This is a genomic window from Maribacter polysiphoniae, from assembly GCF_003148665.1.
GTDB classification, from domain to species: domain Bacteria; phylum Bacteroidota; class Bacteroidia; order Flavobacteriales; family Flavobacteriaceae; genus Maribacter_A; species Maribacter_A polysiphoniae.
This window is the reverse complement of record NZ_QGGQ01000002.1, coordinates 461,263-477,221: the sequence shown is the minus strand read 5'-3', so window position 1 is coordinate 477,221 and position 15,959 is coordinate 461,263. Positions and strand designations below refer to the sequence as shown.

12 protein-coding genes are annotated in these 15,959 nt (G+C 37.1%); 3 read left to right on the top strand and 9 right to left on the bottom strand.

Going from position 1 to position 15,959, the window contains the following annotated elements:
* Positions 1–249: 249 nt before the first annotated feature.
* From LX92_RS06400 to LX92_RS06365, 8 genes are all read right to left on the bottom strand, one after another.
* A complete protein-coding gene (locus LX92_RS06400) occupies positions 250–447 on the bottom strand; it encodes a hypothetical protein (protein WP_146197809.1) in 198 nt (65 codons plus the stop codon).
* Between the two features lie 125 nt (positions 448–572).
* Entirely contained in the window at positions 573–2,609 is a 2,037-nt protein-coding gene (locus tag LX92_RS06395) for an IPT/TIG domain-containing protein (RefSeq protein ID WP_109649448.1), read from the bottom strand.
* Between the two features lie 137 nt (positions 2,610–2,746).
* The gene (locus LX92_RS06390; RefSeq protein ID WP_109649447.1) at positions 2,747–3,382 is read right to left on the bottom strand and encodes a response regulator; all 636 of its coding nucleotides are present in this window, start codon (positions 3,380–3,382) and stop codon (positions 2,747–2,749) included.
* Complete coding sequence (locus LX92_RS06385) at positions 3,379–5,328, bottom strand: tetratricopeptide repeat-containing sensor histidine kinase (RefSeq protein WP_109649446.1); 1,950 nt, start codon at positions 5,326–5,328, stop codon at positions 3,379–3,381. Before LX92_RS06385 ends, LX92_RS06390 begins: the two co-directional genes overlap by 4 nt.
* 52 nt (positions 5,329–5,380) lie before the next feature.
* On the bottom strand, positions 5,381–6,298 hold the full coding sequence (locus LX92_RS06380; RefSeq protein ID WP_109649445.1) for a hypothetical protein: 918 nt from the start codon (positions 6,296–6,298) through the stop codon (positions 5,381–5,383).
* A 7-nt stretch (positions 6,299–6,305) separates the two neighbouring features.
* Positions 6,306–7,892: a leucine-rich repeat domain-containing protein gene (locus LX92_RS06375; RefSeq protein WP_109649444.1), complete on the bottom strand. Its 1,587-nt coding sequence runs from the start codon at positions 7,890–7,892 to the stop codon at positions 6,306–6,308.
* Between the two features lie 27 nt (positions 7,893–7,919).
* Positions 7,920–9,848 (bottom strand): leucine-rich repeat domain-containing protein, encoded by a 1,929-nt coding sequence (locus tag LX92_RS06370; RefSeq protein WP_109649443.1) that lies wholly within the window; start codon positions 9,846–9,848, stop codon positions 7,920–7,922.
* 28 nt (positions 9,849–9,876) lie between these two features.
* Positions 9,877–10,326, bottom strand: coding sequence for a lipocalin family protein (locus tag LX92_RS06365; protein ID WP_170117798.1), 450 nt, complete (start codon positions 10,324–10,326; stop codon positions 9,877–9,879).
* 267 nt (positions 10,327–10,593) lie between these two features.
* Between LX92_RS06365 and gyrB the strand changes: the two genes are divergently transcribed.
* Positions 10,594–12,534, top strand: coding sequence for a DNA topoisomerase (ATP-hydrolyzing) subunit B (gene gyrB, locus LX92_RS06360; protein WP_109649441.1), 1,941 nt, complete (start codon positions 10,594–10,596; stop codon positions 12,532–12,534).
* A 72-nt stretch (positions 12,535–12,606) separates the two neighbouring features.
* Positions 12,607–13,611 carry a DUF6588 family protein gene (locus LX92_RS06355; protein WP_109649440.1) on the top strand — a complete coding sequence of 335 codons (1,005 nt, stop codon included), beginning with the start codon at positions 12,607–12,609 and terminating at the stop codon, positions 13,609–13,611.
* A 720-nt stretch (positions 13,612–14,331) separates the two neighbouring features.
* Here LX92_RS06355 and LX92_RS06350 read toward each other — a convergent pair.
* A complete protein-coding gene (locus tag LX92_RS06350) occupies positions 14,332–14,706 on the bottom strand; it encodes a hypothetical protein (protein ID WP_109649439.1) in 375 nt (124 codons plus the stop codon).
* A 251-nt stretch (positions 14,707–14,957) separates the two neighbouring features.
* On the opposite strand from LX92_RS06350, the gene mdh reads away from it, so the two are divergent.
* Positions 14,958–15,884 (top strand): malate dehydrogenase, encoded by a 927-nt coding sequence (mdh, locus tag LX92_RS06345; RefSeq protein WP_109649438.1) that lies wholly within the window; start codon positions 14,958–14,960, stop codon positions 15,882–15,884.
* Positions 15,885–15,959 lie beyond the last annotated feature (75 nt).

Genomic DNA, 15,959 nt, shown 5'->3' with positions numbered 1-15,959 from the left:
AAAAAAGAAGTGTCATTCATTTGATGCTTCTTTTCTTTTTATGGACTATGGACGGAAAACCCTGGTTTTCCGTCGGATGTGGGATTTGTTTTTATATAGATACTTAGAATTTAAGCCACTGTTAACGTCATAAAGGAAGGTTCCTGGGTTTTAATTCAGAACCTCTACCAACCATAGTGATACAGTGCTCTAATTTGTGGTCACTCGTTTTTTTAAGGGGGAACTTCAGGTGTGTAAACCAAGGTTTAATTAGTTTGATTTGAATGTTTGATTTTCATAAAAACCATTGATCGCCCAATCCTTTGTTGTTATCCAAGACAACCTTTCCATTATCAAGTTGTTCAATTTCCTATTCTTGATGCTTTCCAAGAATTTCAACAACAGCAGGTAATCGGTTCTAAGTTTGTGCCCCACTGTTATTTCCTCCTTCATTACCACTATCGGCATCAATTCCTTTACTACCGCTTTTACATTACGTAATATCTTGATGCAAACAAAAAACAGCTGTTCTTGTTATAGTTTTAATATTTGTTTTCATTTTATATTTTTTTATACTATTTAAAAGTGATTTACTACTCTTGCGTTATCTTACGTATTCTATGTTTTAGTTGATCTGTTACATATAAATCCCCCAAAGCATCAATGGTAATACCGTTTGGGAAATTAAAATCTGTGGTGGTTCCATCTCCAGCTATTGTAGTTACATTACCATCGGATGATAATTTACGTATGCTATGATTATTTTTATCAACGATATAGATATCACCTTGTTTATCAACTACAATTCCAGTAGGAAAATTGAATTGTGCGGTTGTACTTTGCCCATCAGTAAAACCTTTTATGCTTCCTGCAATAGTACTCACATCAGCATTGGGTGTTATTTTGCGTATTAAATGAGTTCCACCATCCGTTACATACAAATTATCGGCTGCATCAACTGCAATTCCTTGTGGAAAGTTGAATCTAGCAGCTGTACCATTACCGTTAGTAGTACCAGGCTGGGAGTCTCCCGCATAAAGACTTACCTCTCCGCTGGTACTTATTTTACGTATGGCGTGTGCGTTTCTTTCTACAATATATGCATTGCCTTTGCTGTCTATTGCGATACCCGAAATGCCCTTAAATGTTGCACTTAAGGCAGGGCCGTTGCTAGAACCATTTATACCAGTACCTGCAAAAGTGGTGACAACGCCGCCCGTGGTTACCTTTTTTATTTTATGATTGTTTGCATCGCACACTAGCATATCACCGCTTTTGGTAAAGGCTATGGCGTTAACTGCATTGAATCTCGCCTCTGCACCTGTTCCATCTATATCTCCGAATTGTCTACCCACTCCGGCCAAAGTTGAAACTTCTCCAACTGGAGTAATTTTTCGCAAAACATAATTATCTCTATCTGCTACATAAATATTACTAAGGTCATCTATGGCAATCGCTATGGGTGATCGAAATTGAGCAGCGGTACCTAATCCATCCGAAAATCCGATACTGCCGCTTCCTGCAAAAGTAGAAACTTCAATTTCTGATACGATATAATTAAAAACGGGCCCTACATATTCATCGTCCTTAATAATCACTTTTACATTTCCAGAAAAGGCTTTAGCGGGCACTATTACTTTGATTTCGTCATCAAGTACACTGGTTATTTGAGCTTCTTTATCATTAATAAAAACAGCAATGCGATCCATACCTGCTAACGTTATAAATGAACTTCCGTTTATGGTAACTTCCGTTCCTTTAATACCACTTTCCGGCTCAATACCGGTAATGGCGGCTTCCAGTACAAATTCATTTCCAATAAGCTCGGTACCATCAACGATTATTGATATTATTCCTGAGATTGATTCATTGGGAATATCTACTTTTATTTCGGTGTCACTTATAGATTTTATCTCAAGCTCAAGTTCTTCATCCAAAAACACCTGTACTTTAGTGGTATCGGTTCCAAATAAACTTCCAGTAATAGTTACTTCAGTTCCAACGGGTCCGCTTTCGGGAGTGAAACCTACTAAAGTGGGGGTCAAAAATGTAAATTCAGGGCCTGTTAATTCGGTTCCATCCACAATTAACTTAACAACACCCGATGTTGCATTATCCGGTGCTAACGCAACTACTTGAGTATCTGTAACAGATTCGACTACTGCCTCAATATCATTAAAAAATACCTGCACCTTACTGGCGTCTGTTCCAAAAGTACTTCCTGTGAAGGTCACTTGAGTCGCTTTTGGACCACTTTCAGGATCAACACTACTTAAAGTAGGTTGCAGATACGTGAATATTGGTCCTGAAACAGAAACACCATCAACAGAAACCTTTATTGCACCCGTACTACCATTGATTGGGGTCAGTACTTTGATTTGTGTATTGGTTACTGACTGTATGACGGCTTCCGTAGTATTAAAAAGCACCTTCACCTTTGTTTTATCCGTTCCAAAATTGATTCCACTTATGGTGACCGCTGTTTCCTTGATTCCCTGATTGGGACTAATGGAACTAAGTGTGGTTTTTGGAATGGGCTGCGGTTCCTGTTCATCTTCATCTTTGGAACATGCAAAGAATAAAAAAGCGGTTAAAACAGATAAAAGGATAATTTTGGAAATTGTTTTCATCAGATTTTTTATTTAATAATTAACAGTTGTAAGTTGCTGTTAATACCCGAGAAATACATCAGGTAAAATCTGTGTTTTTAAAAGTCAGGGTAAACCCTAGTATGGTGTTAGTCAATTCGCTGGGGAGCTATTTTATACTAGCCAAGCAATCCTTTTTCAAGAGCTACTCTTATAAGTCCGGCTGTATTCCGAACGCCCAATTTCTGAATGAGGTTGTTACGGTGACTTTCTACGGTTTTGGTACTGATAAAAAGTAAATCTGCAATTTCTAGATTCGTATGCTCTTTTGCAACCAAATGAAGTACTTCGGTTTCCCTTCGCGTAAGTTTGGGTATAAAGGTTATTTGAGAAGGGTTTCCAATGCTTTCATTCAACAAAATATCCTGAATATTTCTTGGAAGGTAGGTTTCTCCTTTATGTACTGTGGTAATGGCCAGTATTAACTCTTGCTTATCCGTGTTTTTGAGTAAATATCCTTTTGCACCATTTCGAAGCATATTTTTAATAAATCCGGTTTCACTATAGTTAGACAATCCAATAATTGCTAATTCGGGATGCTTTTTAGTAAGTTCTTTGCATAATTCAATGCCATTGCCATCGGGCAAATTAATGTCTAATAAGAGCACATTTGGAAGGTTCTTGTCAATTTCCGCAATGAGTTGTTTTCCAAAATTATAGGTTGCACAAATTGTGATTATATCAGAATCTTCCAACATTGTTTCTATGCCTCTTAGCACCATGGTGTGATCATCACAAATCGCTACTTTAATCATAGTTTATTCTTTTTTAGATCAATTTCAATACAAAAAGTTGTGCCCTTGGTATTGGAATTGATATCTAGATTCGCTTTTAGAAAATTAACCCGCGATTTGATATTTTGTAAACCTATTCCATTCTCAGAAGAATTCGTGTCAAATCCTTGGCCATTATCTTCTACGGTAATAATGAGTTTGTTACCATGATTGTTTAATTGCACTAGGGCTTCAGTAGCATTCGCATGTTTGATTATATTATTGATCAGCTCTTGAATGATGCGATAAATAGCGGTTTCATTTTCTTTTTTCAATATCAATCTATTGCCAAAATATTGAAAACTGATATTTAAGGGATTGGAAGCATTCTGTTTTGAACAGAATTGTTGAATGGCCTCTATCAAATCAAAATTATGTAAGGAAGGAGGGGCAAGGTTATGCGAAATTCTTCGTACTTGTTCTACGGCATTGTCTAACATACTTATGGCTTCATCATAAAAAACCTTTTCCTTTTTCGAAAAATTATCGGGTTCGATGGAGCTTATCTTATACTTAATAACTGCGAGATCTCCATTAATACCGTCATGAAGGTCTTGTGCCAGTCTATTGCGTTCTTTTTCTTCGCCATCTATCAATGCTTCTAGTTTTACAACTTCCTGTTGGCTTTCAAGTGCCAATATTTCATTGTTCTTTATTTTTTGTCGTTGTCTATAAAATAACCACAGTCCTAAACTACCCAACAATAAAAAACCACCTCCACCTAAGGCCATGTTGTATTGATTTTTCTTTTTAAGGATGTCATTTTCTTTTTCTTGTAATTGAAGCTTTTGTGAGGCGATCTCGTTGTCTTTTTTTTCGGTTTCGTATTTTGTTTGAAGTTCTTGAATGTTTTTAAAGTTATTTATTTTAAGAATACTGTCCTTGAATTTTATGAATAACCTATAATTTAATAGCGCTTTTTCATACTTGTTTACCAAAGAATAATAATCACTAATTGCTAAATATGTCTGAGAGATCAAATCCATATTTTCAATTTCCATTGCCATTGTTAAGGCTTCATCAAAGTAGTAATTGGATTTGTTGATTTGGTTTGTTTTGCCATAGGTAAAACCCAAGGCTATTTTTGTTTCCACTAGCTCTATTTTATCTCCTAATTCCTCTCGAAATTTAAGGGCCATTTTAAGATATTCCAATGATTTCCTATCTTGATTTATTGAGGAATAAACCGAGCCTAAAGTTGTGTATGTCCTTGCTAATTCTCTTTTATTGTTATTTTCCATATTAACATTCAAAGATTCATGTAAATAATGGATAGCCGTATCATATTCGTTAAGAAATGAATAATTACCGCCTATGTTATTTAATAAAGTCCCCATTGAGGAAAGCATTGATTCATTCTTTGTTGATTGTGCTAATTCCAGTGCTTTTTTCGAGTATACAATACTGTTTTTATAATCTTTTAATTCCATGTAGAGGTTTCCTATGTTAGCTAATTTTATATATCTCCCATAATCATTTCCATTGACTTCATCCTCTTTAAGGCCTTTGAGATATATAGTTAGGGCTTCTTCGTACTTTCCTTGTCTTTTATATAAAATTCCCATAGAGGAATAAACAGATGATTTGTTAGCCCTTATATCAAAATGCAATGCTTTTTTGAAATGTGTATTAGCAGAATCATACATGTTAGAATATAAAAAAGCATCACCCAGACTTTTATTTGCAAGAGATTTGTATTTATCTGAATTCATTCTTATGGCAAGCTTCTCTAAATTTTTTGAAAAGAGAATCATTGTATCAATAGACTGATAAAGATATTCGTAAGATAAATCATATAAAATTTTTGCTTTGAGTGAATCCTTTTCTTCTTTATTCAACTCAATCTTAAGACTGTCAATTATTCTACTTTGAGAATAAGAATTTACCGTATAAAATAAAAGAATAAAGATTCTAAGATAAAGTTTCATATTGGTTTGGTTCAGATACACTACATATCACATATATATTCATTTGTTTCGATCAGTCACATAAAGGGCTGTATTTGCCAGAATCTTTATAGGTTCTAAAATAGCGGTCGCCATTTAAAAAGGTCTTGTCTTCTTCATCTGTGGTTACAATATACTCATAAACCTCCCCATTATAAAAGTTCAGTTGCAATACATCCTGTCCGTGTGCGTTCAGATATGTTTTCCATTGTCCGGTACCCTTGTTATTGCTCCCATACCCGGCACTGGCACCACCCGTGTCCATTCCCATGCTATTATAGGTGGAGTGGTTGAAATACCCTTGGCCACATAAATCTATTTTGATTTTTTTGCCATAGCCACCCCCTGAGGTGTTGTAAGATTCCATATAGGTTAAGCGGCAGTTTTTTAACAATTCGCCCCATGTAGAAGGATTTTCGTGTGCTGTCATAGCAGTGGTTTGCGTTTGTGGTTCATAAAAATTCACGGATGCCGTTACCCAAAGTCCGGCGTTTTGAAGATCATCGGAATAGGCGCTTGAACCAGCAGCGCATAATAGCGTCAATCCGTAGCCATACGGGTTTGTTATGCCTACAATCAAGGCCTTGGAAGGTTTTGTGTCTATGACACCTTCGTATATGCCGGCAATCGTATTATCGGAAATTTTCTCCACACCATTTATAGGCTTAAGAAGCGTGTTTTTGCCGATTTTAAATCCGTTTTTGGCTTCTATTTCCATTTCTTGGATGCTTTGTACATCATGGGTGATGATCAATAGTACCCCTTTGGTTTTTGAGGAGGTGATGGCAAAGCCCGATGCTACTTTATTTCCAACCCAACCTTCGGGTACGTGAAATGAGATGCCTAGCTCTGGGTAGTTTATTTGGCCTGTTTCTTGTGAGCGCAAATTTTGTGCGCAGAATAATGTCAATAGGGTAATAATCAGATGGTGTATGGGTATGATTTTTTTCATTAGGCTCTTATTGGCATGTGGTCTGATTGTCCAATCTAACATCCGTACCCGTATTGACCAAATCACATATTGCTTGAGAAATGGCAAATAATTCTGGATTTATAGTTAGGTCTAGTGTTTTTAGGTTTGTCAGGTTTTTAATTTCGAGAGGGATAGATCCTAAATCATTATTTTTAAAAGTTAATTCTTCTAAATTGGAAAGTAATCCTATACTACTGCTGATTGAAGCTATATCGTTATTCTCAAGATATAGCTTTTTTAATGCGGTCAATTTTGAAATATTGGAGGGTACGAATCTTATGGAATTATCATTTAAACGTAAATCTTTAAGATTAGTTAATAATTCAATTTGGCTTGATATTGCCGTTAGTTGGTTATTGTCTAAGCGTAAATTGGTGAGACTTGGAATTTGAAAAAGAATAGTAGGAAAACTAGTGAAATTATTATAAGATAGGTCTAGTATTTTTAAAACTGAAACTTGTTTTAACTCATCTGGCAAAGCTGTTAATCGGTTATCATTTAAATATAATGTAGTTAACTGGGAAAGGTTTCCGATTTCTGGAGGCAATGATGAAAGGTTTAAACTACTTAGCGCTAAAATCTTTAGGTTTGAAAGTTGACAAACTTCCTCTGGAACTGATGTAAAATCATTGTTGTTTAAATATAGGACCACTATATTTGATAGTTCTTGAAACTCTTGTGGTACATCAGTAAAGTTATTATTGTTTGCAAATAAAGTTTCTAAATGCGCTAGTTTTCCAATTTCTGGGGGGATGGTAATAAGAAGCCTTGAGGAAATTCCTAAAACAGTCACTCTACCTTCATTATTTAAATCAACTCCAACCCAATTCTCAATTTCTGGGTCATTCAAATCCCAACCAAGTGTATTATTCGGATTGGCATTGTAAATAGCGATTAAAGCATCCCTGTCGGTAAATGTAATTTCTAATGTCACTTGATATTCTGTTGTAGTGCCATCTTCAGCTGTAACGGTATAAGCAACAGGGGTGCTAAAATCTTGAGCTACATCTGGACTAACAGATGCATTTGGAGACACTTCAATACTTGGTACTAATAATGCTGCATTGGCACTATAGGAAACTGTAGCGGTGATGGTTTTGTTTGCATCATCAATGATTGTCGTAATGGTCTCATCACCATACAGTTGATTGTCTTCCTTTCTAAACGCAAAACTTAAGATTTCTTTTGTACTATTAAGCGCGATGCCAACTGTTACTGTATAGGTAGCACTCGTCCCATCCTCAGCAGTAACGACATAGTCTACTGGAGATGAAAAATCTTTTGCTCCAGATTCATTAACAGCAGCTTTGTCGGAAATTAGTATCATAGGTGTTAACGCTTTAATATCAGTACCATTGGCAACAGTAGCACTAATTGTTTTATTGGTTTCGTTTATAACTGCAGTAACATCTTCAGTAATTGCAGCATTATCTTCAGCTCTCAAAACAAAACCGGTAATTTGTTTGGCACTGCTTTTTACTGGTTCTTGAATGGTTTCGCTATCCTCTTTACTGCAGGAAGCCATGGTCATTACCAATATGGTAATCAATAAATAAATATGTTGTTTTTGCATGATTTTATATTTTTTAAAATTTAATTTTCACTGGCAGATAACGCCATCATCAACTTGAACATTTGTACCTGTATTTTCTAAATTGCAAACTGCTTGTGGTAATGTTGTTAGATTGTTTCCGCTTAGGATAAGAGATCTAAGATTTACAAGCTGTCCAATTTCAATAGGAATATCATTTAGCTCGTTGAATTGTAAATTCAAAAACGATAGATTAATCATTTGTCCCATTTCAAAAGGGATGTAGCTAATTTGGTTCCCACTTAATGAGAGGGAAGTTAAATTAGAGAGTTGTTTAATTCCTATCGGGATAAAGGTCAAAGCATTATATCTAAAATCTAATGTTTTTAATTGGTTTAAGCTTGATATGGATTGAGGTATGTGCGTAAAATTATTGTCATAAAGCGATAAGTCAGTAAGATTTGTTAGATGACCAAATTCTGTTGGTAAAGAGCTTAAGTTGGTCTTAGCTAAGTTAAGATGTATAAGATTTGTTAGTTGATTAATTTCTGGGGGTATGGTAGTTAAAAAATGATTTGTATTAAAATCTAAATCTAATAATGAAGTCATGTCAAATATAAAATCAGGGATAGAGGAAAAGTTATTATGAGAAAGATCTAAATTTCTGAGATTAGTTAATTGACTTATTTCTCGAGGAAGAGAAAGAGCATGAAAACCATTTTTTTCTAGTATTAATGATCTTAAATTAGTTAAACTGCCAATTTCTTTTGGCAATAAATTTAATTTATTATCGCGTAAATTCAATATCCTAAGATCTTGTAATTCGGATATTGATTCAGGAATTGTCACTATATCATTTGAAACTAATGTCAGATTCTGCAATTTTTTTAGTTGGCTTATTGCAAAGGGTAGTTTATCTATGGATTTGTTTGATAATCTTAATTCTATTATGTTATTATTTGCATCCAGAGTAACTCCTTCCCAATGGCTAATATCTTGATCGTTTAAGTCCCAATCAATTGTATTACGTGGGTTTGCACTAAGAATGGCGAGTAAAATATTTCTTTGTGAAACAACCCTTGTCGCTTTATAGGTTTCTGTAGACCCATCTTCTGCTGTGACTACATATTCAATAGGGTTACTAAAATCTTGTAGCCCTTCTGGAGATACAGTAGCACCATTACTTATAGTTAAATTGGGCAGTAAAGCACTGACAACGGTTCCGTATGGGACATCAAAGGTTATTGTTTTATCTCCTTCATCAATAGTGCCAATAATATTAGTTGAAATGGGGTTTTCTGTAAATGAAAAACCAAAACTCAAAATTTGTTTTTCGCTATTTGGTGTTACATTTACTTTTGCATCATAGGTTACAACAGATGCATCTTGGGCACTTACCTCATATTTAATTACTGAAGTGAAATTCTGTATACCGGTTGGTGTTATAATGGCTGATTCAGATATGGTTATAAAGGGTGTCAATTCGTTGATATTAGTACCGTAAGGTACTGTAGCATTAATGAGCTTTGTATCTTCATTAATAGTAGCTTCAATATCTTCATTTAAAGCAGCATTATCTTCAACTCTAAAAACAAAGCTTAAAATTTGTTTGGCGTCATTAGGAGTAATTGTAACCGATGTGGTATAAGTGGCTTTTGTACCATCCTCTGCTGTTACAGCATAGTCAACGGGTGAAGAAAAATCTTTTGCTCCACTTTGGTCAACAACAGCTTTGTCAGAAACTATAATGGTGGGGGTTAACGATGTGACATCAGTACCATTGGCAACCGTTGCGCTAATGGTTTTGTTGGTTTCGTTTAGTATTGCAGTCACATCTTCGGTAATCGCATCATTATCAACTGCTTTAAACACAAAACCGGTAATTTGTTTGGCACTACTTTTAACAGGTTCTTTCACCACCTCACCATCATCTTTACTACAAGAAGTCATGGTCATTACCAATACGGTAATCAATAAATAAATATGTTGCTTTTTCATGATTATTATTTTAACGTGTGGAGTTCAATTATTGATTTACCCGTACCAATTCAATGTATTTCTCGCCTTCATCGACTAGCTCAATAATGCGCATGGTACTATTGGCATTGGAGAACACTACTTTATCAGGTATTTGTGAATCGCTTTCACCCAGTTGGGTACTCGAATTAAAATAGGTGAAACTAAATTCATAGCGGCCCGTCCCGAGTTTTACCCAAGTACCATCCAGAATAAAACTTTCATCGGGTACGCAACCTCCACCTTCTTCATCTTCAAACTCCGTATAGGTAAAGTTGCCATTTGTTTCAAAGATAAATCTGCTGGTTTGCTCGCAGGGAGTCTTATCAAATACCTCTGGCGTTCCGTCGTCTGCAAAAACTGCTTCTTTAATTGGTTTCCAGGTGCCAATAATGACATCTTGGGTCAAATTATCAGCATCATCATTTGTGCAAGAAACAGCAATGAGCATGACAACCATGAGGCATATACAATCAAATTTTTTCATCGTATTCGGGTGTTAATATTATATATGCAAGTTGCTAACAATAAACCCCGCATACATCAGGTAAACTATGTGGTTTTATAACTCAGGGTTTTCCCTAAGGCTGTAAAAAGGATGCTTATATTTTCCACAATTATTGTTGATAACTTCAAGGTTAAATAAAAGCCAAAGGCCTATATTCCATAGGGTATTGGTTATATTTGTAAGATTGCAAAAATTATAATGATTACAACAACTTAATTTATGAGTGAAGAAGCAAATAAAAAGAATTATTCAGCCGATAGTATCCAGGCCCTAGAGGGTATGGAGCATGTTCGAATGCGTCCTTCAATGTATATCGGGGACGTTGGTGTTCGAGGGTTGCATCATTTGGTGTATGAGGTTGTGGATAACTCCATTGATGAGGCCATGGGTGGCCATTGTGATACCATCAGTGTGATCATAAACGAAGACAATTCTATTACAACACGGGATAATGGTCGAGGTATTCCGGTTGATATGCATAAGAAAGAAGGGGTATCTGCCTTGGAGGTGGTGATGACCAAAATCGGTGCCGGTGGTAAATTCGATAAGGACTCCTATAAGGTTTCAGGTGGTTTGCACGGGGTAGGTGTTTCCGTTGTAAACGCACTTTCCGATCACCTAAAGGCTACGGTATATCGTGACGGGAAAATCTGGGAGCAGGAATATGAGCGTGGTAAATCCATTTATCCTGTAAAAAGTATAGGGGAAACCACAGAAAGGGGTACGGAAGTAACTTTTCATCCTGACACGGACATTTTCAAACAGACCATAGAGTATAGTTATGAAACCTTGTCCAATAGAATGCGGGAGCTTTCATTTTTGAACAAGGGGGTTACCATAAGCATTACCGATAAAAGACAAAAGGATGAAAAAGGGGAGTACGTGTCAGAAGTCTTTTACTCCGATGAGGGGTTAAAGGAATTCGTCAAGTTCCTTGATGGTAATCGGGAATCCTTGATTCAGAATGTGATCTCCATGGAAAGTGAAAAGAATGATATTCCTGTTGAGGTCGCCATGATATACAATACCTCCTATACAGAGAATCTTCATTCCTATGTAAACAATATCAACACCCATGAAGGGGGTACCCATTTATCTGGATTTAGAAGGGGACTGACAAGTACCTTGAAAAAATATGCGGATGCCTCTGGAATGTTGGACAAGTTGAAGTTTGAGATCCAAGGGGATGATTTTAGGGAAGGTTTGACCGCAATCGTATCGGTTAAGGTTGCCGAACCCCAATTTGAAGGACAGACGAAAACCAAATTGGGTAACCGGGAAGTGTCTTCTGCAGTGAGTCAATCGGTATCCGAGATGTTGACCAATTATTTGGAAGAGCACCCAGATGATGCTAAGATCATTGTTCAAAAAGTAATTTTGGCTGCCCAGGCCAGACATGCCGCTTCGAAAGCACGTGAAATGGTGCAGCGTAAGAATGTCATGTCAGGTGGTGGTCTACCGGGTAAATTATCGGATTGCTCCGACCAAGATCCTGAAAATTGCGAATTGTACCTTGTAGAGGGTGATTCCGCGGGGGGTACGGCCAAAATGGGACGTGATCGGAATTTCCAGGCTATCCTACCGTTAAGGGGTAAGATCTTGAATGTCGAGAAAGCCATGCAGCACAAGGTTTTTGAAAATGAGGAAATCAAGAATATATATACGGCACTTGGGGTTACCATAGGTACCGAAGAGGATAGTAAGGCATTGAACCTCGAAAAGCTTCGTTATCATAAGGTAGTCATCATGTGTGATGCCGATGTTGATGGTAGCCATATCGAGACCCTGATTTTGACTTTCTTCTTTAGGTATATGCGCGAGTTGATAGATGGTGGTCATGTTTACATTGCAACCCCACCTTTATATCTTGTAAAAAAAGGTAGCAAGAAACGTTACGCTTGGTCCGAGGAGGAACGCGATGAAATTGCCGCAAGCTTTAACGGTAGTGTAGGTATACAAAGGTATAAAGGTCTAGGTGAGATGAATGCGGAACAATTGTGGGATACCACAATGAACCCGGAATTCAGGACCTTAAGGCAAATCAATATCGATAACGCCACAGAATCGGATAGGGTCTTCTCTATGTTGATGGGTGATGAGGTACCTCCTAGAAGGGAATTTATTGAGAAGAATGCCGTTTATGCGAACATTGACGCATAAAAAACAGTAGTTACACAACAAAAATCCTGACGATACCGTCGGGATTTTTAGTTTTAGGGAAAATTCAGACAAATGAAACGAATAGTATCCCTAGTAGCAGTGGCCTTTGGTTTACAAGCCTCGGCACAATCCAATATCAATGAAATATTGGCGGCAGGACTCAATGATGCCGAAAGATTCACCACCGATTATCTTGCTCCGGCCTCAGAAGGATTTATGTATAGTCTTTCCAGTGGTTGGTACAATACGGCAGATGCCAAACCTTTAGGGGGTTTTGAGGTATCAATAATCGGAAACATGGCCAACTACAAGAACAAGGATGATAAAAAAGCCTTTGAATTGAATACGGCCGATTATGAGAACCTAAAGTTTTCAGATGGTAGTACCTCAAAATTAGTATCCAGTGCTTTGGGTGATATTGAAGGGGTCAATGTGTATATCGAGGATGAGAATGGCTTGTTGAGGCAAGATATTGAATTGCCTACCGGTTTGGCCTCTGAAAGTATCAATTTTGTGCCTTCCGCTTTTATACAAGCGAGTGTTGGATTGATAAAAGGGACCGAGTTGAAGGCAAGGTTCTTGCCTAAAGTCAGTACTGATGAATATAAAATAGGGATGTATGGTGTAGGTATACAACATGAATTTACCAAGCACCTTCCCGCGGATAAGATTTTACCTGTGGCCATATCAGCGGTAATTGGATACACCCATTTGGATGGGTCTTATGATTTTACCAATTCAAGTATCGTAGATGGTGAGGATCAGAAATTGGAGGTTGATGTTAATACCTGGGTTTTTCAGGCGGTGGTCTCTACAAAGCTTCCCATCATTAATTTTTATGGAGGCTTAGGGTATCTATCCGGGTCGTCGACTACCGATGTACTGGGTACCTATCGGGTGCAGTCAGGGCCTTTTCAACAAACATATGTCGATCCCTTCTCCATTAAAAGGAAAGCTAGCGGTATGACCGCCAACCTTGGTGCGAAATTAAAATTGGGATTCTTTAGGTTGCATGCCGATTATGCCATTGCGGAATTCAATACCTTATCAGTAGGTATGAATTTCGGTTTTAGGTAGTGTTAGGTAACAGAACTATGTTTTAAAGCCTTGGTTGTCCTAACAGACGATCGAGGCTTTTTTATTAGCCTCCTGTTATGGTAATCAATATTTTTTCATAGGCTTGCAGATTAAATCTTTACTCAAAAATTCAAAAGTAGCATTGATATTTAATCTTGTTTTATACAGGTTAAAGTACTTGTAAGTGGGGTTTGTATTGGGGATTGTGTAAAAGTTAATTACGGTTTATCTGATATATTTGCTGTTAATCCGAAAACACATTGCCTTTTAAGTGCATTTCAACCGATAAATTGAACCGTTTATCGAATCTTCATACTAATGGTATGAATATCACGTCTTAAGGTTGTTCGGTAAACATTCGGCATGTGCTACAAAACAAGGAGAAGGGGACCTAATGATCTTGGATGCTGAAAATTTGGAAACTAAATTTATTGGGAATTGTGTTACATCGTTCTCTTGATTCTGTTTAGTGTGTTATTTTGAAATACTGTATGTCTTTGTATAAAGAGTTTCTACAAGGTTCTGTATTGGGGTAAGGATTTTGATCGTTGTAAATAAGATAAACCTAAATAGGAGGTATGAAGGGCTTTTGATTAAGTAGGTTTATTTGATTATTGAAATAAAGAAAAGCCTCGATTTTGGGGATCGTGGCTTTTTTAATTGAGTAAGATGGATTGTGTTCAGTCCAAGAGTCCTTAATCGTATTAAGGATGTAATCTATTATTCCCTTACCGCAATGATGTTTCCTTTTTCATCGATAAGTGAAGCTTGTTCCGGTGTATCCTTCATGGTAACCTTATCGTCTGGCTTGTCTTCCAATCCGGGATAACAGATGGTGTATACACCGTCTACTTCTTTCCAACTAAAATCGGTTTTGGCAACAACAACGCCATTCTCCTTGATGTGGTATCGACCAAGATAGGCGTCATTGAATATCCATTCAAAACGCGTTGATACTTTTCCGGTATCACTTGCGGTAAGTGTGGATAAACTTGTCCATATTCCAATTACGGGATCATTGTTCTCTGGTATTCTGGAGCAATTACTGGCTAATATGATGCCGACAATTGCAAGGAATGAAAATAGTTTTTTCATCAGTAGGTTGTTATAGATTCGGGGTCAATAAAAATATAACGACAAAGGCTGTTCGGGTATTGCTAAAATTCGATGTATGACACTAATTTTACCAAATCTTCGTTGAACAGTACTTTTCTTTAACAAAAGCCGTATTTTAAAGGTGCTTGTAATGGTAGGGAAGAATAATATAAACTGATTTTTGTCATATTTTTTTGCGTACGTTTCAGTACTTTTGTACCGTTAAAATTAACAACTAAAAACAAAATCATATGAAAGTTACCGTAGTAGGTGCAGGTGCTGTTGGCGCAAGTTGTGCCGAGTATATTGCTATTAAGGATTTCGCCTCTGAAGTGGTGATATTGGATATTAAGGAAGGGTATGCCGAAGGTAAGGCCATGGACTTGATGCAAACAGCCTCTTTAAATGGGTTCGACACAAAAATTACAGGAAGCACAAGTGATTACGCCAAAACAGCTGGTAGTGATATCGCTGTGATCACATCCGGTATTCCAAGAAAACCGGGAATGACCAGGGAAGAACTGATCGGTATTAATGCCGGTATAGTCAAAACGGTGGCTATGAGTCTTATTGAGCATTCACCAAATGTAATTTTGATCGTCGTAAGTAACCCTATGGATACCATGACCTACTTGGCACATAAAGTAACAGGATTACCAAAAAATAGGATTATTGGTATGGGTGGCGCTTTGGATAGTGCCCGTTTCAAATATCGTTTGGCAGAAGCCTTGGAAGCCCCAATATCCGATATTGATGGTATGGTAATAGGAGGTCATAGTGATACAGGAATGGTACCATTGGCATCACACGCTACGCGTAATAGTATTAAGGTATCCGAATTTATAAAAGAGGATCGTCTACAACAAGTCGTTGAGGATACGAAAGTTGGTGGGGCCACTTTGACCAAACTATTGGGTACCAGCGCATGGTATGCTCCAGGTGCTGCGGTTTCAGCCTTGGTTCAGGCCATTGCTTGCGATCAGAAGAAAATGTTCCCATGTTCTACCTTCTTGGAAGGTGAATACGGTCTTAATGATATATGTATCGGTGTTCCTGTTATATTGGGTAAAAACGGTATAGAGAAAATCGTTGATATTCCATTGTCCGATGCCGAAAAAGCAAAAATGAAAGAGAGTGCCGAAGGTGTTTCGAAAACGAACGGACTTTTGGACGTTTAAGACAAAGTAATACAAAATGTTATCCAAGGCATCCTGATAAAAAAAATCGGGGTGCCTTTGTTTTTTACAATAACT